We start from the raw sequence: 20,314 nt of genomic DNA, 5'->3' as shown, positions 1-20,314 counted from the left end.
CTCTAGAATCGGGTTTTTTCCTTGATTTATAATTGCGTACTTAAGATACTAAGATGCCAAAAAAGCCATAGGGCTGTCGGTCATAATTTTTCCTTAATGAGCTTAGGTTTAGCCGTTAATTTTCTGCTAAGAAATTACCACCACACCACAAACAGCCTTTGGTAGCTGCCGTTAGGAGTCTTCATCCAGAGTAGAGGAGAGAATTTATCGGTAAGAAGGGGAGCGATTTGCGTTGCAATGTATTCAAAAGAATACCAGGTGTTGTTGTGCTCCGGAAGTACCGGCCAGAACTTCTTCTTCGGACTAAAAAAGGTATTTTCTCCATAGTCTTCAAAAGTGAATTCTGAAGCTCTTATCCAGAAACCGGCAATGCAATCTGGATTGATATCTTTTAAAGCTGAAGGCTCCAATTTCTTCGGAAGAAAAACGGAAGCTTTAAAACACATTTTTTGAACCACCTGCTGCAGATCTACTTCATAAGCCTGAAGCATATTTTTTGTAGCTTCCTTAAACAGCAACGGGAATTGCCTTTTTTGAAGCCTTTCCAGCTTTCGGTTAAGGCTGTCGCGCTTATTAGGACCTATTAAATGGTCTTTTTCTGAAAACCAGTGTCGAGATCGTAGAGGTAGAATTTAAAGATCAATTCTACATGAGAAATTTGTCCTGTAGTTGCTTCTTTCAGCAGAAAATCGAGCTCTCCCAGGGTTTCTTTATTCTGAATGATCTGCTGATTTTGAAGTACAACTTCTTCCGAAGTAAAATGAGAAATATAACAGGCAAAAAAGTGCTCCATCCGCTTTCCCAGTACTGTTGCCGTGGGTGCAGAGACAGCAGGAAGATTTTTACCCGCAGTAAAACCGGTGGTGCGGTAGAGCGGGTAGTCAAAAATGGCATTTTCAGTAAAGATTTCAGAAGTACTTAAAAATCCTTCAAATTGTTGGGCTGTAGTGAATTCCATTTAATCTTTATCATCGTCTTTACTCAGCAGGAAACCAAAAGGTTTTAGAGGAGAAATACTACTAAACACATTAATGATAGCGAGGATAGGTATAGATAACACCATACCCGGAATGCCCCACACCATACTGCCAATAATTACTGCCAGTATCACAAAGAAAGGGTGAAGATCTACCTGGTCGCCTACCACATAGGGCTCCAAAATGTAACTTTCTACAAATTGCGCCACTGCAAAAGTGATCATAATCCCAATAAGAACGCCAGTTTCTCCAGATACAAGATATCCAAAGATCAAGGCCAACCCAAACCCTACAATGTTACCAATGTAAGGAAGAAGACTAAGTACAGCCGCCAGGATACTGATTAAAATGAAATTATTAACGCCCGAAATTCCGAGGCCTACGGCGTATAAAACTGCTAAAAATCCGATGAGAATTAATTTACCTACGAGATATTTTCGGGTGACTTTAGCCGAATTTTCAATAATATCTTTTACTTCATGCCTTCGGGAGTCGGGGAAGAGTAGTAACAAAAAACGCTTAAACCGGTGCCTGTAGTTTAGCAGAAAGAAGATATATATAAAGGTGATAAGATAGTCACCAAAAAAACTGATGGCATTATTGAGAAAAGAAGCAGCTTTTTTGCCTGCATTTGAAGTTTCGCTCATAAAAGGAACGTCGCTGCCTTTTTCAGAACTTTCAATATCCTGCTGCTCCAGCGGGGTGTGCTCCAGTAAAAAAGCCTTCACCTGTTCGATTTTCGGGGCCATTGTTTCCTTGATCTTTGGCCAGTCGTCTACCACCGTTTTCACCTGCATTGATATAATGGCGAAAAAACCTATGGAAGCCAGGAAAATAATGAAAGTGCTTACCAGGGAAGAGGACATCCGATTCATAAATGATTTTTCCATCTTCCTGCAAAGTGGTATCATGAGAAGAGAGAGAATCACGGCTGTGGTCAACGGAATGAGAAAGCCACTTGCATCTGCCAGCCCCTGAAACAGGAAGTACAAAGCGAGTATGGTTAATGTTCCATAAAGAAGTATTTGTTTCCCCTTAGAGTTGCGTAATTGTTCCATAAAAGTGAAGGTACAAAATCAGCAGCCCAATCTATTCTAACTAAAAGTTAAAGACTTTTTGAACAAAGCTTTTGTTCATGGGGCTCATGAGGAGTTTTTGCTTTAAATTCGTACAAACTGAAATTGTGAAGCAACAGCGTTACTACTACCTAATTAAGATACAGTATTTGGGGTACAGGCTGCATGGATGGCAAAGACAACCGGGCTTAAAAACTGTGGAAGGCCTCGTGAAAAAGACCCTCAAATTTGTTTTAGGGGAGCTCCACTTCAAAGTCCTGGGTTCCAGCAGAACCGATGCCATGGTCTCTGCACATGAGTCGGCTTTTGAATTATTCATAGATCACGAACCTTTGGAGAATATGGCCGATTTCCTGGTGCTGTTCAACCAGAATCTGCCTCCAGATATCCGCGCACTAAGCATTAAAGAAGTTGATGCTGCTTTCAATATTATTCAACACCCAAAGAAAAAGGAGTACCTGTACCTGTTTTCCTTCGGAAGAAAGAGTCATCCTTTTGCAGCACCTCTTATGGCCACATTTCCTGAAAATCTAGATGTTGACCTCATGATGCAGGGCGCCCATATTTTTGAAGGGAAACATTCCTTTCATAATTACTGCACCAAACCCACACCGCATACTGTAGTAGAACGTGAGATTGATACCTGCGAAATTTTGCTGAATACAAAGATCACCGCAAGTTTTTTTCCCGATAAATCTTACCTGCTAAAAGTTACCGGAACGGGATTTTTGCGCAACCAGATAAGGTTAATAATGGGAGCCATGGTACAATTGGGAAGAGGCGAATTTTCTATTGCCGACATAGAAAGAAGCCTGGCACCGGACGTAAAGATGCCCATGAACTATATCGCCCCCGGCAGCGGACTCATCTTAAACAAAGTGGATTTTGAGTGAAGGGACGGGTTGCGGGTTGCGAGTTGCGAAATTGGGTTGCAGGTTGCGAGTTGCGGGTTGCGCGGTCTAATTTCGGACTTCACACTTCTAAGTTCGTACTTCTAAGTTCGTACTTCTAACTTCAGTTTTCTTTATTCAATATCGTTAGTGCTACCCGAATGGTTCCGTAGTCCATTTCTTCTTTAAAATGTTCGAAGTAGGATTTTAGAGTATCAGGATTATCAAGTTCTTTTTGTGCCTTGCGGACTGCTTCGAGATCTCCTTCTGAAATATATTTTTTCAATTCCACATCTTCGCCGCTTTCATAAAGTTTAGAAAGGTGGGAAAAAATGGTGGTGACAGCCAGGTTTCTTGCCTGCGCCATTTCTTCAATACTCATTCCTTCCCGATACAACCTGAGGGTTTCTTTGTAAGTATTGCCTTTTTTACGGGTTTTCTTCTCCCGCTTTTCTTTGCTGTGGGCAATAATCTCCTTGATGAACCGGTACCCGTAATTCTGCATTTTTTGACGTCCAACCCCACTTATCTGCATAAAATCTTCATCGGTCATTGGGCGTTCTTTCTCCATTTCCTTGAGGGTGGCATCATTAAAAATAAGGTATGCCGGGATGTCCTCTTCCCTGGATAGTTCGAGCCTCAGCTTTCTTAACCTCTCAAAAAGGGTATTTTCTGAAGCCTTTTCGGCAACGACAGGTTGTTTCTTGAGTTCGGCCTGGGTGACATCGGCCAGGGAAACTTTTTCCTGCTCAAAAAGCACATTTTTGGCAAGGCTTGTGAGCCTGATCTTGTTCTGGTCGTGAAATGCGATCTCCAGGCATCCCTGATTGATCAACTGGATAATATATTGCTGCCAGTCTCTCCAGGACACATCGCTGGCAATGCCATAAGTTGAGAGGGCTTGATAGCCTTTTTCGAGCACCTGTGCGTTTTGGGCTCCCCGCAGCACATCTATGACCATAGAAATTGGTTCCTGTTCCTTGAGCCGGTAAACCGTAGAAAGGGCTTTTTGGGCAAGTATGGTACCGTCAAAGAATTCAGGCGGATTCTTACACACGTCGCAGTTGCCACAATCTTCCGAAATAATTTCTCCAAAGTAGCTTAGCAAAATCCTTCGGCGGCAACTAAGAGCTTCAGAATATTGTTTCATGCGTTCCAGTTTCGCCAGCTGGATCTCGGCGTTCCCCGAACCTTCAGCAAACTTCTGTAGCTGTACCACATCGGCATAACTGTGGAAGAGCAGGGTAGAAGAAGGTAATCCGTCACGCCCGGCACGGCCAATCTCCTGATAGTAACCTTCAAGGTTCTTTGGCATATTATAATGTATCACCCAACGCACATTAGATTTGTCTATACCCATCCCAAAAGCAATAGTAGCACAGATAATGTCATTATTGTCATTGATGAAATCCTCCTGAATCTGGTTCCTTTCATTATGTGATAATCTGGCGTGATAAGCTTCGGCCTTGTAGCCTTTCTCCCTGAGTTTGGTTGCGAGTTCTTCAGTGTTTTTCCGGCTTAAGCAGTAAATGATACCACTCTCAGACTTTCTACCTTTCAAAAATGCCAGAATCTGCTCAAATTTTTTGGTGCCGGGACGTACTTCCAGGCTCAGGTTTTTTCTATCAAAAGAAGAGAGGTGATGAGTGGCGTGCGGAATATTGAGTTGATCGCAAATATCCTGGCGCGTGGCTTTATCGGCTGTGGCAGTGAGAGCGATCACAGGAGTTTCAGGATGCCGGTTTTTAAGATATCCCAGCTGAGTATATGCCGGCCTGAAATCGTGCCCCCAACTGGAGATACAGTGAGCTTCATCAATAGCAATTAGGCTGATATTGCCCGCAGAAAATACAGCGTCTACATACTGAAGACTTTCGGGCGCTACATAAAGAAGTTTGATCTCATTTTTCTCAATCTTTCTGAAGATCTCCTGCTGCTCCTGTTCTTTCTGACTGCTATTGAGGAATGCTGCGGAAATTCCATTAGCGGTAAGACCATCTACCTGATCTTTCATAAGGGCGATAAGCGGAGAGATCACAATAGTAATACCCGGAAGCAAAATGGCAGGAAGCTGAAAACAAATAGATTTTCCGCCACCTGTTGGCATGATCACCAGGTTATCACGACCTTCAAAAACAGCCTCGATTATTTCCCGTTGCTGTGGCCTGAAACTGTCATAACCAAAATATTCCTTTAATGTGCCTACTAATTTTGCCTCTTCAACCATTATGCAAATAAAATGAAAGCAAGCCAATGCCCAATGCCCGGAACTTGTTAAATACAACATTTTTTCACAGTCTACAGGTACGCGGAAATTCTTACATTTAAAAAAATATTCTTCTATGGTTAAAAGAACCCGCTACCTTTCTAAAAGGCCCAGATCAAACCAGGCACTTCACCAGGCCCCCGGAACCGTTACTTATGTGGGGCGTAAAGAGCAGGTAGAAACGTTACTCGAAGTGATAGATTACAATGCCGACAATTATGAAAGGTTTACTTCAAAAAACCCCGAAGATGCTTTTCAATTTGAGGAAGAAGATCGTACTACCTGGATCAATATCGACGGACTCAGCAATACAAAAGAGATTGAAAAGATTGGAAAGTATTACGACCTACATCCTTTGATCATTGAAGATATTGTGAATACTAACCAGCGCCCTAAAATAGATGAATACAAAGATTACTTCTTTATAGTAGCAAAAATGCTATACTTTCGGGAAGATGGGCGGCTGGAAAACGAACATATAAGCATGGTTCTGGGCAAGAATTATGTGCTCACCTTCCAGGAGGCCGGGGGAGATGTCTTTAATGGGGTGCGGGAGAGACTTTCTCAGGCGAAAGGCCGCATAAGAAGCAGGGGTGCAGACTATCTTGTTTTTGCCCTTTTAGATGCTATTGTAGACCACTATTTTATAGTTGTAGACGATATGAGCGATAAAATAGAAGCCATGGAAGAACGGCTTTTTGATGCACAACCTAAAGATGACACCATACTTGAGATCCAGGAATTAAAACGCACTATGTTAAGAATAAGGCGCGCTGTAAATCCTTTGCGGGAGGTGGTAAGCCGTATCGAAAAAGTAGATCATGACCTTATACAGGAGCAAACCCTCAATTACATACGCGATCTATATGATCACATGCTGCAGGTCTCAGAAAATATTGAGATCTACAGGGAAATGACCTGGGGCCTAATGGATATGTACATGACCACGATAAGCAATAAAATGAACGAAGTCATGAAAGTTCTTACCATTATGGCTTCTATCTTTATTCCGCTAACTTTTCTTGCCGGGATCTATGGGATGAACTTCGAATACATGCCCGAACTCCAATACAAGTACAGTTATCCTGTTTTATTGGTTGCGATGTTCTTTTTAATTATAGGGATGCTATTTTATTTTAGACGAAAGCGGTGGCTTTAAGCTTTTAAGGTTTACTGCCAGAACTTATCGCTCCAGTCATCGGGATCGGGGGTGATGATTTCTTCCTCTTTATTTGCTATTTTCTGAAGCTTCTCTTCTGTAACGGTTTCCTGCAACTCCCTGAATAGCTCCCGCTCTTCAAACCTGATGTGCCGGTTCAGTTCTTTTTCTATGGAATGGAATGTCTCTTCACTGGCTTCCTCTTTAAATAAAAATTCCAGCCGGGAGTGTTCATTAATGGCTCTTGTGCTCATGGAATGTCTACCTCCTAAAAGAGGAAATATTTCGGATTCTTCAAACCTGAAATGTGGCCTTAGTTGAGAAGTAAAGAAAAAGTCAGTATACTTTTTTATCCGGTCTAATTCGATCTTTCTTTTTAATCCTTCTCTAATCTTCCAGCACAATAATAATCCGTGGTGATGATCTCTGCTAAGTGGCTTCAAAGCTTCGTGCCTCTTAATTGGTATAGGTTTGTCCATGATCTTTGTGATTAGGATGCAAAGCTAACCTTATGATACCCGGAAGAGTATGACCATAGTCATGTTCTTTAGATGATGTTAATGAAAGATGACAATTTATCTTTTTTTTAATAACTAAAATCCTGTTTATCCTGTAAACCTTTATAATTTAGGAGAAAGCAGTAATTCTTTTTTAAATAAACCCTGATTTTATGAAAATTGGTTTTCACGCTTCCCACGAACAATTTACACCCCGACACTTACTCAAGCTCGTACAAAAAGCTGAAGATGCAGGCTTTAAAGCAGTATTGTCTTCAGATCATTTTCATCCGTGGAGTGACACCCAGGGCGAAAGCGGCTTTGCCTGGAGCTGGCTGGGAGCGGCCATGCAGGCTACCAATCTTGAATTTGGAATTGTAAATGCTCCCGGCCAAAGATACCATCCCGCTATTATTGCCCAGGCCGTGGCAACCCTCGATCAAATGTTTCCGGGTAGGTTCTTTCTGTGCTCGGGGAGCGGGCAGTTGCTCAATGAGAATATTACGGGTGAAAAATGGCCTGCAAAAAGAGACAGGAACCAAAGGCTTCGTGAATCGGTAGAGGTTATGCAGCGCCTGTGGCAGGAGAATGATTACCTCAATCACAAAGGTATGTTCACGCTTGAACGGGCAAAATTATTTACCAAACCTACTCAAATTCCCACAGTTTTTGGTGCCGCCATAACCGAGAAGACTGCCGCCTGGCTTTCTTCGTGGGCAGATGGTATGATTACTATTTCTAAACCTAAAAAGGAACTTGAAAAAATGATAGCAGCTTTTAGAGGCACAGGAGGTGAAAATAAACCTATGGCTTTAAAGGTGCAGATCTCTTATGCCGCCACTCGCCAGGAAGCACTTGATGGTGCCTGGGAACAATGGAAGAACAATATTTATCCCAGCAAGGTCATTGCCGATATAGACAGTCCCGAAAAATTTGATGCCATGGGGCAGAATACGAGAAAAGAAGATGTGGAGAAGCATGTGATTGTAGGGAATGATGCAGATACTTTTATCGAAAAGATCAGGGAGTATGAAGCACTGGGGTTCGAAAAGATCGTGATTCACAACGTCAATACCCAACAAGAAGATTATATCGACTTTTTCAAGAAAGAAGTACTTCCTAATTTTCAACAGCAATAGTCTTAACTATGAATAAATTCTGGTATAAAAATGCGGTGATTTATTCTTTGGATGTTGAAACATTTAAAGATTCTAATGGTGATGGGACCGGAGATTTTGAAGGCTTAAAAAATGCCCTTCCCTATCTGTCAAGTCTTGGGGTGACCTGCCTTTGGCTCCTGCCAATTTTTGATACACCAAACCGCGACAATGGTTATGATGTCAAAGATTACTACAAGATAGATCCCCGACTGGGTGACCTGGGGCATTTTGCTCAGTTGATTGATGCCGCCGAAGAAGTTGGCATTAGGGTATTGATAGATCTGGCTGTAAACCACACTTCAAGTGAGCATTTCTGGTTTCAGGAATCCCGTAAAAGTAAAAGTTCAAAATACCGGGACTACTACATTTGGGTAGATGAAAAGCCCGAAGATCCTGCGCCCAATATGATGGCCGAAGAGGGTGAAAAGAGCACGAGCTGGAAGTACGACCGCACTGCAAAAGCATATTATTTCCATTCCTTCTATCCGCATCAGCCAGACCTCAATATTGCTAATCCGCAGGTACAAAAAGAGATTTTCAGGATCATGCACTTCTGGTTAAAAATGGGAGTTTCGGGCTTCAGGATTGACGCTGCACCTCACATGTTCAAGGAAAAGGGCAGGATGGATTTTGAAGGAGATCCGCACGAGATCTTCCGTAACTTCAGGGAATTTGTAGAAACCCAGAAACCTGATGCCATTTTACTGGCTGAAGTTGACCTTGATCCAAACCAGTACAATAAATATCTGGGGAACGAAGACCAGATGCATATGCTCTTCAATTTTTATGTCAACAACTTCACGTACCTGGCTTTTGCCCGGGAAGAGGCAACACCGCTTGCCAGGGCCTTACAACGCATGCCGAAGGAAATTACAGAAAAAGAGCAGCTGGCCACTTTTCTTCGGAATCATGATGAACTCAATCTTGACAAGCTAAGCAAGAACGAAAGAGAAGAAGTATTTAAAGCTTTTGCGCCCCAGGAGAACATGCGGATCTTTGGCCGCGGAATTAGAAGGAGATTAGCTCCAATATTGGATAACAATCGTCAAAAAATGGAGCTGGCGCACAGCCTTCTCTTCACATTACCCGGCACTCCGGTATTGCGATATGGCGAAGAGATAGGAATGGGAGAGGACCTTTCTATGGAAGGCCGCTCAAGCGTTCGCACTGTAATGCAGTGGGCCAACGAGCAAAACGGCGGGTTCTCTAATGCACCTACAGAAAACCTTATTAGAAATGTCATTTCTGGAGGGGAATTCGGGTACGAAAAAGTTAATGTTAGTGATCAATTAAGAGATCCCGATTCCTTTCTTACCTGGATCTCTAAAGCTATAGATTATCGGAAGGAATTTCCTGAATTTGGTTGGGGTCGCAGTCATATTATTGATACCGGAGATCCTCACGTGCTGGGATATTATTCAAAGTCTGATAAAGGAATGGGGATAGCATTTCATAATTTTTCAGGAAAAGAAATAACAATAAAACTTGAGGTAGACGAAGAAGAATTTAAAAATGTTGTTGATGTCTTCGGAAATATTAGATATGAAAAATTTGATCCAAAAAATCAGAAGGTGAAGTTAACACCTTACGGGTACAGATGGATGCACAAGAAACATAACTACTTATGAAATACAACGATTATTTGTGGTGGCATAAAGGAGTAATTTATCAGGTATATCCGCGATCTTATAAAGATAGCGACCAGGATGGGGTAGGAGACCTGCGCGGAATCATAGAGAAGCTCGATTACCTGAAAGAGCTTGGAGTTGATGCGGTATGGGTTTCTCCTATTTATCCTTCTCCCATGGCCGATTTTGGTTATGATGTAAGCGATTACACCGGGATTCACCCGCTCTTCGGAAATATGGGAGATTTTGATGATCTTTTAAAGGAAGTCCATGAACGGGAAATGAAACTTATCCTTGACCTGGTTCCCAATCATTCCTCCAATGAACATCCATGGTTCAGGGAATCCAGAAGTTCAAAAGATAACCCGAAACGGGACTGGTATATCTGGAAAGACCCCGCTCCCGACGGTGGCCCTCCCAATAACTGGCTGAGTGTTTTTGGCGGCCCGGGCTGGGAATATGATGAAGCTACGGGGCAATACTACTACCACGCCTTTTTAAAGGAACAGCCCGATCTTAACTGGCGCAATCCTGAAGTACAAAAAGCCATGCTAGACGTGATGAGATTTTGGTTGGAAAAAGGTGTAGATGGTTTTAGAGTAGATGTGATGTGGCATATGGTAAAAGATGATCAGTTTAGAGATGATCCTCCTAACCCCGATTATAATGATAAGATGAACTCCTACAGCAGGAAAATTCCGGCTTTTTCAACAGATCAGGACGAGGTTCATGACATTGTACATAAGATGCGCAGGGTAATAGATGATTATGATGAAAGATTGCTAATTGGAGAAATTTACCTGCCCATTAGTAAGCTGGTTCGTTACTATGGCGAAGATAATCGCGGGGCACATTTGCCTTTCAATTTTCAGCTTTTGCAGTTGCCGTGGGATGCTGCAAAAATTGAAGCTGCGATAAGTGAATACGAAGGTGCGCTGCCCGAACATGGTTGGCCCAACTGGGTGTTGGGAAATCATGACAATTCCCGAATTGCAAGCCGGGTAGGGAAGGAGCAGGCGAGGGTTGCAGCCATGCTTTTATTGAGCCTTCGGGGAACGCCTACCATTTACTACGGAGATGAATTGGGAATGGAAGATGTTGAAATTCCGAAGGAAAAGATACAGGACCCGCAGGCACTTAATGAACCCGGAGTGGGACGCAGCCGTGATCCGGAACGCACGCCTATGCAGTGGGATGATTCTAAAAATGCAGGCTTTACAACAGGAGAGCCATGGCTTCCGCTTATGGAAAATTACCGGGAGCTAAATGTAGAAAAACAATGGAGCAAAGAGGGTTCTATGCTGCAGCTTCACAGGAAACTTCTTGAGCTGAGGGCAAAGGAACCGGCACTACACATCGGGAAATATAATCCGGTGCCTTCAAATGGAAATCTTTTGGCGTACCTCAGGGAATACGAACAGGAAAAATTTCTCATTGTGCTGAACCTTGGAGCTTCCGAAGAAATATTTGAGCCTGAGTTTCAATGGCAGGGCACAGTAAAGATTGCCACGCATACAGAACTTGAAGGAGAAAAACTGAATCAAAAAATAACCATAGCCGCAAACCAGGGGCTTTTAATAAAATTAGATTAAGATGAGAACACTGGGAAAAAAGACGTGGGTTATTGCCGAAGGTTATATCCCCGAATATGGCACAGGTAAGGAACCGGAATTCATTAGCCATGAAACAGCCTGTATCTTAAATACTTCTAATGAAACTGCAGAGGTTGAGCTCACTATTTTCTTTGCTGATAAAGATCCTGTAGGGCCTTATAAAGTGACTGTAGAAGCTCAGCGCACCAAACATTTACGGTTTAATGATCTCAAAGAACCTGAACCCGTACCCCTGGGGACAGATTATGCTTGTGTGATCGAATCTTCAATTCCTGTTGTGGTACAGCACACAAGGCTCGATTCAAGACAAGCCGAAAATGCTCTTTTGACGACTATAGCCTATTCAGAATAAATGGAAATCTTTAAGAACTGGAGTGGAAGTATGGTTTTTAGCCCAGGAGAAATTGTTACTCCCGAGAGCGAAGAACAGGTTTGCACCCTGGTCAAAAAAGCCACTTCGGAAGGTAAAAAAGTGAGGGTTGTAGGTGCCGGCCACTCTTCATCACCCCTGGTGCAGACAGAAGATTACCTGCTTTCGCTGAAACACTTTAGAGGCGTTGAAGACCCCGATATGAAAACCCACCGGGCTACTGTACCGGCCGGTATGACGGTAAAGGAGGCCGGTAAAGACCTTTTTCGATACGGGCTGGCCATGCACAATACCGGGGATGTAGATGTGCAAACCCTTGCCGGGGCTATAGGCACTGGCACTCACGGCACAGGGAAAGAACTTCCCAACCTTTCGGCAATGCTTTACGGTGTGAGAATGGTTAATGGCGAGGGAGAGATTGTGGAAGTAAATCGCGATACCGATGCCGGGACCATGCGGGCACTGCAGGTTTCAATGGGGTCCTGCGGAATATTCCTTAAAATGAGACTTCAGCTGGAGCCCGCTTACCAGCTTTACAGGAAAGAATATTGTGTCTCTTTTAAAGATTGCATGAACAATTTTGAGGAGCTCAAAAAAAACAGGAATTTCGACTTTTACTGGTACCCCAGAACAGATCTCTGTAAAATCAGGATCATGAATACCGAAAAAGAGAAGATGCCCGAAATCTCCTATGGCAGCCTGGAACTGGAGAGAGAAGGGCCCAGCCATGAGATCCTGCCACGGGCGCGCCACCTCAAATTCGATGAAATGGAATATGTACTTCCGCAAGAAAAAGCGATGGAGTGTTTTATTGAAGTGAGAAAGCAGGTAAAGGAAAAATGGAGGCGTACTGTTGCCTGGAGGCTCCTTATTCGCACCATAAAAAAGGATGACGCACTTATAAGCCCCATGAGTGAGAGGGAATCTGTTACTATTTCGCTTCATCACAATGCCGGCCTCAGGTTTTGGGAATATTTTCAGGCTATAGAACCTATCTTTCTGAAGTACGGCGGGCGCCCGCATTGGGGCAAAAAGCACACTTTAAAGGCAGAGCAGCTTAAGGAACTTTATCCTCACTGGAATCGATTTCAGGAGACCAGGAAAAAATTTGATCCTAAAAGCACCTTTTTGACACCTTATATGAATGAACTCTTTAACTTTGAATAATGAGGAAAATCGGGAAACTTAACTGGGCTTTTTCCGGCGGAAGAATTCCGTTTGATTCTACGGGAGAAGAACCTGTGTTCAACAGCCACGATAAAATTTCGGTACTTAATACTTCCGAAGAAGAAGCAAATATCGAGATCTTCATATTTTACAGGAATCAGGCGCCTGTGGGCACTTATGAAGTAAAAATAAAGCCGCAACGCCTCCGAAAGATCAGGATCAACGACCTTATAGACCCCGAAGCAGTTGCGCTGGAGAGAAATTATGGCTGCTATGTTCGATCAAACATCCCTGTGGTAGTGCAATTCAGCAGAATGGACACCGGCCAAAACGCAAATGCGATCATGGGAACTATGGCTTTCCCGGCCGACAAAAAATGACAGCATGCTAGGATTTTTACTGGCTTTTGGAACCGCTATTTCTGAAGCTTTAAAGGATATTACCAGTAAGCACAACCTTCATCACATAGATGAATACACGGCGGCTTTTTCTATGCACCTGGTACAAAGCCTTCTTTTGATCCCGGTGGTTTTCTACTTCGGGTTTGAATCTATTTCCACACGCTATTTGTGGGCGCTACTTGGCTGTTCTTTGCTGCAGCTAATGGTGATTTTACTGTATTTTAAAGCTATCAAGAGGTCCGAAATTTCGGTGACGCTTCCGCTTATTACTTTGACGCCGCTGTTTATGCTCATCACTTCTCCCATAATGGTGGGCGAATTTCCTAATGCATTGGGGTTGATAGGGATTGTACTTATTGTGGTGGGGACTTATATTTCCAATTTGAGTGAGGATCCAAAAAAGGTATTTTCGCCCTTCGTTTCCCTGCTGAAGAATCAGGGAGCAAGATATATGTTTGGCGTGGCTTTCATCTGGAGTATCACCGCCAACCTTGACAAAATAGGAGTGGAGGAGACTTCACCTGTTTTCTGGGCGTTCACTAAAGATTTTACGATCCTGATGTACCTCGTTCCTATTTTGCTGTGGAAGTCAAAGAAACCCTGGCTACAAATCAGGAACCGCAAAGGCCCGCTGTTCATGGTTGGTTTTTTCAGGACCACCAGTGTGCTGGCCCACATGTTTGCGCTTCAGCTTATCCTGGTGCCTTACGTGGTCACGATTAAAAGGTCGAGCGCTGTTTTTATTATTCTCTATGCCTTTTTTTTTCTGAATGAAAAGAAGAACTTCAGGAACAGGATAATAGGGATTAGCATTATTCTTACCGGTCTTTTCATTATTGCCATTTCCTAAATAATTCCGAAGATTCTCATAAAAAGTTTTACTTTTAAACAAACCTTATTATGAGAATTTCAACCATCAAATTTCTGGCAGCTGGCCTTGTTGCTAGCCTTGCCTCCTGCAACCAGGGGAAAAACCAATCCCAAAATGATGTTACTCCCAATGATCCAAAAGCTGAAACTATGAATACAATTTTTGTGGGTTCATACACTAAAAAAGAGGGCCATGTAGACGGGAAGGCCAAAGGTATTTATACGCTTTACCAAAACAGCCAGACGGGCGAACTCAAGGAGGGCAAAACGGTTGCTGAAGTGACTAATCCTTCGTTTGTAAAGGCTTCAAAAGATGGGAAGCTGCTATTTGCAGTGAGCGAATTAGGCCCCGGAGATGCTGAATCGGGGTTTATTTATTCTTACAAGATCAATGAAAATGACTCTTTAGAAGAACTCTCCAGACTTTCTACGGAAAGCTTTGCGCCGGCTCACGTGACGACCGATGAATCTGGTAAATATGTTTTTGTAGCGAATTATTCTGGCGGAGTAGTAATGCTGTTCAAAGTAGATGAAAATGGCATTCTGAAGAAACAGCAGAGAATAGATCTTGAAAATCCGGAAGGATCTCATGCTCATTCGGTCACTGTTTCGGCTGATAATAAGCACGCATACGTTGCCGATTTGGGCAATAATAAAATCTGGATCTATGATTTTGATGAAAACGAAGGCAAGTTAGTTCCGGGAGAGCAGGCTTTTGCAGCCCTGGATGAAGGTGCCGGCCCCAGGCATTTTACACTTTCCAAAAATGGCAGTTTTGCTTATTCAATTAATGAACTCAACAGCAGTGTAAGCGCTTTTAAGGTGCGGGAAAATGGGGGACTTGAACTTATTCAGAATATTTCTTCCCTTCCCGAAGATTTTTCAGAAAATAATTCGGGTGCTGATATTCATTTGCATCCTTCAGGGAAATTCCTTTACGCTTCCAATCGGGGGCACAACAGCATTGTCTCTTATGAGATAGATGCTGCTTCAGGAGCACTGAGCAATCCAAATTTCACTTCTACCCTCGGTAAAACCCCCCGAAATTTTGCCATTTCCCCCGATGGAGCCTTTTTATATGCCGCCAATCAGGATTCAGGAGATATTTCAGTATTTAAAATAGGTGAAGATGGAACATTGGAACAAAAAGGAGAGCCTGTAGCTTCAAAAACCCCGGTTTCATTAGAATTTTTGACCCGCTAAAGGCTCTTATTCCTTAAAAATTTAATCTTTTTAATTCCCTGTCAAAAATGCCATTTTTGACAGGGGATTTTTTTATACTTCTTCAATAATAAAGAATCCGTCGTTGCCCTGAGATTGATACAGGGGCATAAAGATGTAGGCGTCCCACTCGCTCTTTATCTCGCCGCCATTACTTGTGGCAAGCAATTGCCCTTTCTTAATCTTCTGAAAATTCTTGAATCCGGGTTCCATCTTAAAACTGTCGCCTTTCTTGATCTCGTGCCGGTATACAATTTCAAAGGTTTTTTGCGAAGGAGCATTATTTTCGTTGAATCGTTCTACACATTCGGGATAGCATGAAACTTTCTCCACGTCAAGATTATTAGCTTCTTGTAATGCAAGCCAGATCATCCCCTCATGATTTTCTACGGAAGCTTCACTCGTGTGCTGCCCGGCTTCGAAAACAAAGCCAGTCAAGCCGGTGCGGCTCATGTAATGATCTATAGCGCCATACACGATATCACTGAAACCTTTCACTATGTAAGTTGGAAACCTGTGAGACCACTTAACATTGTCGTGAACATCCTGTACCGAAATGTAGGGCAGGCTGTCTGAAGACGTAGTGTGACAGTCAAGGAAGTAGCGTTTGGAGTACTGACTTTTGGGGTGACCCTCCAAAACGTTGATGATCTCGTGCATTTCCCGCTGTTCCTGCGTTTCGGGATCCTGGTTCTTCACATTGTCTTCGGTCCAGGTGCGGTTGAGATCTTCATCGATGTATCGCTGGTCTTTTTCAAGCGCTGCTTTATTCCCCATGACCCCAACAATAGTTCCGTCAATTTCGGGTTTTGTTTTTTCAAGTTCAGAAAAGACCTTTTTTAGTGCTTTGACCCCACTGGGTTCATTGCCGTGAACCCCGGCAGTTACAAAGAGCAAAGGCCCTTTTTTGTTACTGGTATATTCTCCTATGATTCGGGTTTTCTCTTTCATTTTCTCTTTTTTGTTACGCCATTGTAGCCAGAACCTGGTTGGAGATCTGACCCTTATACATTTTTTTGTATTCCACTTTCTTTTCGATGGCATCTATGACCACATCGGAAAAATCGGGAAGACCAATTTCTTCAAAGTGATCCATTCCGCCGGGACTAAGCACATTGATCTCGATGAGCTTATCTTTAACGATATCAAGGCCTACAAAGAATAATCCGTCCCTTATCAATTTAGGAGCAGTGATCTCAATGATGCGCTTCATCTCGTCTGTAAGCGGACTTTTATCACCTGTACCACCCTGATTAAAGTTACTTCGGAATTCTCCTTCGCCAGTGACCCTTTTGATGATTCCGTATTTTCCATCTTTTTCCATGACCCTACCATTCAGAAGTAAAACTCTCACGTCACCTTCTTTTGCTGCGGGCAGGTATTCCTGTGCGATGATGTAGCCCTGATTAGAGAGGTTTTCTATGATTTGATTCAGGTTCTTTTCGTTCTTATCGATCAAATACACATCTCTTCCTCCCGAGCCTTCTAAAGGTTTGAGCACCATTTTTTTCTTGTGGTTCTCAAAGAACTCCAGTACATCTTCTTTTTTCCTGGTGATGATAGAGTAGGGTTTGATGCTTGCCGGTAGCTCCTCAAAATATAATTTATCAATAAAAGCATTAGACAGGGCATAGGCATCATTGAGTACCAGTACGCCTTCCTGTTGTACCATGCGGCCAAAAGCAACCCCGGCCTGTTCGGCCCATTGACGGGAAGAACCTTCTTCGGTAGGATTGTTCCTTATAAAAAGCACATCAAGATCTGTAGCTGTGATTCTCTCTTTTTTGGCTTTATCGCTTTGCAACAGTTCGAGGTATTCTTTAGGAGTTTTTGCTTCTATCTTTTTAGGCAGGTAAGTAGATTCTATGCAAAGTTCTTTGCCCTGTTCGAAGAAAAAATCTCCCACGCCCATGGCATAAACATCATGCTTACGCTTTCGAGCCTCCTGCATAAGGTACACTGTGGTACCACAGGTCTCAGTCTCAACACTATTGATTACAAAACATATTTTCATTAATGATTTCTTTTAGGGGATCACTCCCGGTTAAATTGATAAAATTTTAAAATATTCTATTCCATTGTTGCAAGTTCGCGGTTGGAAATTCCGGTGCCATAATGCTTCTTATATTCAATTTTTCTCTCGATGGACTCAATGATGACATCCGAGAAATTTTCAACCCCAATTTTGTAAAGACCGTCCAGGCCTCCCGGACTCAATACATTGATCTCGATAAGCTTGTTTTTCACGACATCGAGACCAACAAAGAAATGTCCGTCTCTTTTTAGTTTGGGGGATACAATGTCTATGATCTTCTTAATATCTTTGGTGAATTCGCTGGTTTCGGGTATTGCGCCCTGTGAAATATTACTCCGGAATTCCCCTTCGCCACTCACACGTTTAATAATGCCGTATTTGCCATTCTTTTGCAGGATCTTTCCGTTAAGCAAAAGCACACGCACATCACCTTCTTTGGCTGCTGGTAAATATTGCTGCGCGATGATATAGCCCTGGGCAGAGAGGTTTTCGATAATCTGGTTAAGGTTTTTTTCGTTCTTGTCTATAAGATAAACTCCGCGCCCGCCTGAACCTTCAAGGGGCTTTAATATCATCTTCTTCTTATGAGCTTCAAAAAACTCCAGGATTTCGTTTTTGTCGCGGGTAATTAATGATGCCGGCTTGATATGAGCAGGCAACTCTTCAAAATAGAGCTTGTCAATAAAAGCATTGGAGAGGGCAAAAGCATCGTTGAGCACAAGCACTCCTTCCTGTTGTACCATGCGGCCAAATGCCACCCCGGCAGCTTCGGCCCAGTGCCTGCCCTGATCTTCTTCAGTAGGATTATTGCGTATAAATAGTACATCCAACTGTTTTGCTTCCAGTTTTTTAATCGATGCTTTTTCTCCCTGCAGCATTTCGAGATGTTCTTCGGGGCTTTCGGGTTTAAAGCTCTTTGGCAGGGAAGTGCTGATTATGCTAAGCGCCTCATTTTGGGTAAAACTAAAATCACCCACTCCCATTAAGTATACGTCATGATTCCTTTTCCAGGCTTCATGCATCATGTAAACAGTGGTGCCGGCACCTTCAGATTCCACGCTATTTACTACAAAACATATTTTCATGCGTTTATCAATTGTGAAAGAGGAATCCCCTTTCTTATTTGCTGAAGTTTCTCTTTAGTCTCTTCTGAATGTAAATAGCGAGGAGTGAGCTTTTGAGGGGAAAGTACCCTTCTATCCTGTAATTCTTTGATTATCTGCATGTGCTCAAGTGAAAACTTTCCGGTAAGAAGAGGACTTAATTCCCCACCTTCTTCCAGGTGTTTTTTGAGCTGTACCAGACCCTTGAGATAAGAAATGTCTTTTGTAAAGCCACCTCCCTGCATAATACGGGATGTGATATTAAATGCTCTTTGAGTTGTAAAATTATAATCGTTATAAAGCAGACGAAATATCTCCTGGAAATCGGCCCCGTGCATTCTTGCCGAAGCAGCTACAACCCGGCCAGCTAAAGTTCTCATCCTGTTACCTGTAAGTCCGCCTACTAGGTACTCAGATAACACTGCCAGACCTTCCTGAAGCGTGTCATAATCAGTAAGGCCAATAGAAAGTAGTCTTAGGGGCTGTTTATTTCCGTTGTAGTAAGTGAGGACATGTGTGCCTATTTCGTGCTGGATCAAAGCTTTAGTTTCATTCGCGTTGAGCTTGTAATCACTTGGTAAATAGAGTTCTCCACGAGAGACCATAAGAATATTGACATCATCGCGCACGTGTACTTTACTGGAGAAATTTTCATCCTGACCACGGAAGTACTCGAACTCCTTGTGGGCAAGAACCTCAAAATCTTCAGCTTTAAGTATACTCTCAAAATCCTGCTGTTCCTGTTCGGGAACTTCTTTTAAAATTGTCTCAGCCTCCCTTTGAAGCTCACGGCTAATTTTTCCGTAGAGCATCATACTGTTATAGAAAAAACTATCAAGACCTCTTTCGGTGAGCATGCTTATCTGGAGATCGAGTTCTTCTCGTTTCTCCCTAAAAATGTAAGAAAGTGCAGGATCATCTACTTCCTCGATCTTTAAGTTATAAAGTTTTCTTTTGAGAACATCGGGGTCAAATGGTAACAGCCTGTAGTGATAGTTAAGAACCTTTTCATAGTTGCTTTTGAAAAAAGTTTCTTTTATGGTTCGAATATTGGCAGGGGAAACCAACCATAAAAATTGGTAAGAAGATTCTATTTCGGCCAACTCCCGGTCAATTTCCAATACCTTTTCCTGAAGGTTCTTTTGCCCCAGGGCTCTGTAACTCTTCACTCCGCTGGAAGTTTGTATCCTTATAAAGTCGTAAATCGTCTTATGCAGGGCAACCACAAAATTATCTTTGAAGCTTCTAAAGAAAACGGGATATTCTTCTCCATCCTGGCTGCGGTAAACGGGTGGTACCTGAAGACCAATGAGTAGACATCCGGCGTCTTTTAATTGTTCCAGGCTTAAAAGAGGTGGCTGTCCCGGGGGTTGACGTTCCAGGGAATCCTCTATTTCGGTATCAGTAAAATTTAAGGCGCGGTAGCCGGCATTCATCTCATCCAGTTCCTCCTTAAACACTTTAATTGTAGTAGAGAGCTTTTGTGCAGGACCCTTGATCTTAAATCCGCGGCTGCCTGACTCTCCTGCAAAAACTTCGAGCAGAAGAAATGATTTAAATTTTGAGGACATAGCTTCACTCAGACTGAACATAAGCCGCTGGTAGCCTTCAAAATCTTTATCTCCAATAATTAGAAAAGAGGCTTCACTTAAAATAAGACGTACAGTTGCCCGGTCTTTTTCCTCATCCTCCTTATCTTTAAGATCTCTGTAGATTACTAAATAAGGAAGTTCATCGCTCATATGCAGATAGCCACCTCCCGGCAAGTGCTTCTCTATTTCACACTTTTCCTGAAGTTCCTCTATAATTTTTTGGATGGAGTTTTCATCAAATGGTTGTGATTCTTTAGATGTGCTTACTTCCATAATATGTTTTTGCGTT

17 protein-coding genes and 1 pseudogene are annotated in these 20,314 nt (G+C 42.7%); 10 read left to right on the top strand and 8 right to left on the bottom strand.

The window, feature by feature from the left end; all coding sequences use genetic code 11:
* Positions 1-134 precede the first annotated feature (134 nt).
* A pseudogene (locus ACQ93I_RS07590) lies at positions 135-793 on the bottom strand (DUF1853 family protein).
* Positions 794-958: 165 nt separating this feature from the next.
* A complete protein-coding gene (locus ACQ93I_RS07585) occupies positions 959-2,035 on the bottom strand; it encodes an AI-2E family transporter (protein WP_431697918.1) in 1,077 nt (358 codons plus the stop codon).
* A 125-nt stretch (positions 2,036-2,160) separates the two neighbouring features.
* Here ACQ93I_RS07585 and ACQ93I_RS07580 point away from each other — a divergent pair, with 125 nt between their 5' ends.
* Positions 2,161-2,946: a tRNA pseudouridine synthase A gene (locus ACQ93I_RS07580; protein ID WP_431697917.1), complete on the top strand. Its 786-nt coding sequence runs from the start codon at positions 2,161-2,163 to the stop codon at positions 2,944-2,946.
* Between the two features lie 121 nt (positions 2,947-3,067).
* Here the strand turns inward: ACQ93I_RS07580 and recQ are convergent, their stop codons facing one another.
* The gene (recQ, locus tag ACQ93I_RS07575) at positions 3,068-5,170 is read right to left on the bottom strand and encodes a DNA helicase RecQ (protein WP_431698118.1); all 2,103 of its coding nucleotides are present in this window, start codon (positions 5,168-5,170) and stop codon (positions 3,068-3,070) included.
* A 115-nt stretch (positions 5,171-5,285) separates the two neighbouring features.
* On the opposite strand from recQ, the gene corA reads away from it, so the two are divergent.
* Complete coding sequence (gene corA / locus ACQ93I_RS07570; protein ID WP_431697915.1) at positions 5,286-6,368, top strand: magnesium/cobalt transporter CorA; 1,083 nt, start codon at positions 5,286-5,288, stop codon at positions 6,366-6,368.
* A gap of 11 nt (positions 6,369-6,379) precedes the next feature.
* Here the strand turns inward: corA and ACQ93I_RS07565 are convergent, their stop codons facing one another.
* On the bottom strand, positions 6,380-6,847 hold the full coding sequence (locus tag ACQ93I_RS07565; protein WP_431697914.1) for a hemerythrin domain-containing protein: 468 nt from the start codon (positions 6,845-6,847) through the stop codon (positions 6,380-6,382).
* A 191-nt stretch (positions 6,848-7,038) separates the two neighbouring features.
* Here ACQ93I_RS07565 and ACQ93I_RS07560 point away from each other — a divergent pair, with 191 nt between their 5' ends.
* Genes ACQ93I_RS07560 through ACQ93I_RS07525 form a run of 8 tightly spaced genes read left to right on the top strand, consistent with a single transcriptional unit; the run spans position 7,039 to position 15,277 of the window.
* Positions 7,039-8,004, top strand: a complete 966-nt coding sequence (locus tag ACQ93I_RS07560; RefSeq protein WP_431697913.1) for a TIGR03885 family FMN-dependent LLM class oxidoreductase — start codon at positions 7,039-7,041, stop codon at positions 8,002-8,004.
* An 8-nt stretch (positions 8,005-8,012) separates the two neighbouring features.
* On the top strand, positions 8,013-9,653 hold the full coding sequence (locus tag ACQ93I_RS07555) for an alpha-amylase family protein (RefSeq protein ID WP_431697912.1): 1,641 nt from the start codon (positions 8,013-8,015) through the stop codon (positions 9,651-9,653).
* On the top strand, positions 9,650-11,245 hold the full coding sequence (locus tag ACQ93I_RS07550; protein ID WP_431697911.1) for an alpha-amylase family glycosyl hydrolase: 1,596 nt from the start codon (positions 9,650-9,652) through the stop codon (positions 11,243-11,245). Before ACQ93I_RS07555 ends, ACQ93I_RS07550 begins: the two co-directional genes overlap by 4 nt.
* A 1-nt stretch (position 11,246) precedes the next feature.
* Positions 11,247-11,618 (top strand): sensory rhodopsin transducer, encoded by a 372-nt coding sequence (locus ACQ93I_RS07545; RefSeq protein ID WP_431697910.1) that lies wholly within the window; start codon positions 11,247-11,249, stop codon positions 11,616-11,618.
* Complete coding sequence (locus ACQ93I_RS07540; protein ID WP_431697909.1) at positions 11,619-12,803, top strand: D-arabinono-1,4-lactone oxidase; 1,185 nt, start codon at positions 11,619-11,621, stop codon at positions 12,801-12,803.
* Positions 12,803-13,183, top strand: coding sequence for a sensory rhodopsin transducer (locus ACQ93I_RS07535; protein ID WP_431697908.1), 381 nt, complete (start codon positions 12,803-12,805; stop codon positions 13,181-13,183). Before ACQ93I_RS07540 ends, ACQ93I_RS07535 begins: the two co-directional genes overlap by 1 nt.
* A gap of 4 nt (positions 13,184-13,187) precedes the next feature.
* A complete protein-coding gene (locus ACQ93I_RS07530; protein WP_431697907.1) occupies positions 13,188-14,054 on the top strand; it encodes an EamA family transporter in 867 nt (288 codons plus the stop codon).
* A 50-nt stretch (positions 14,055-14,104) separates the two neighbouring features.
* The gene (locus ACQ93I_RS07525) at positions 14,105-15,277 is read left to right on the top strand and encodes a lactonase family protein (RefSeq protein WP_431697906.1); all 1,173 of its coding nucleotides are present in this window, start codon (positions 14,105-14,107) and stop codon (positions 15,275-15,277) included.
* A gap of 72 nt (positions 15,278-15,349) precedes the next feature.
* Here the strand turns inward: ACQ93I_RS07525 and ACQ93I_RS07520 are convergent, their stop codons facing one another.
* From ACQ93I_RS07520 to ACQ93I_RS07505, 4 genes are read right to left on the bottom strand one after another with little or no spacing between them, the layout of a single operon-like run.
* Positions 15,350-16,246: a succinylglutamate desuccinylase gene (locus ACQ93I_RS07520; protein WP_431697905.1), complete on the bottom strand. Its 897-nt coding sequence runs from the start codon at positions 16,244-16,246 to the stop codon at positions 15,350-15,352.
* A 13-nt stretch (positions 16,247-16,259) separates the two neighbouring features.
* Complete coding sequence (locus ACQ93I_RS07515) at positions 16,260-17,309, bottom strand: glutathione synthetase (protein ID WP_423818959.1); 1,050 nt, start codon at positions 17,307-17,309, stop codon at positions 16,260-16,262.
* 56 nt (positions 17,310-17,365) lie between these two features.
* A complete protein-coding gene (locus ACQ93I_RS07510) occupies positions 17,366-18,415 on the bottom strand; it encodes a glutathione synthetase (protein ID WP_431697904.1) in 1,050 nt (349 codons plus the stop codon).
* Positions 18,412-20,298 carry a flavohemoglobin expression-modulating QEGLA motif protein gene (locus tag ACQ93I_RS07505; protein ID WP_431697903.1) on the bottom strand — a complete coding sequence of 629 codons (1,887 nt, stop codon included), beginning with the start codon at positions 20,296-20,298 and terminating at the stop codon, positions 18,412-18,414. The genes ACQ93I_RS07510 and ACQ93I_RS07505 overlap by 4 nt, the downstream gene beginning before the upstream one ends.
* Positions 20,299-20,314: the final 16 nt, after the last annotated feature.

This window comes from Salinimicrobium sp. WS361 (genome assembly GCF_050750585.1).
In the GTDB taxonomy this organism is placed as follows: Bacteria; Bacteroidota; Bacteroidia; order Flavobacteriales; family Flavobacteriaceae; genus Salinimicrobium.
Note: the sequence above shows the minus strand (reverse complement) of the source record. Positions and strands in the feature narration are given on the sequence as shown.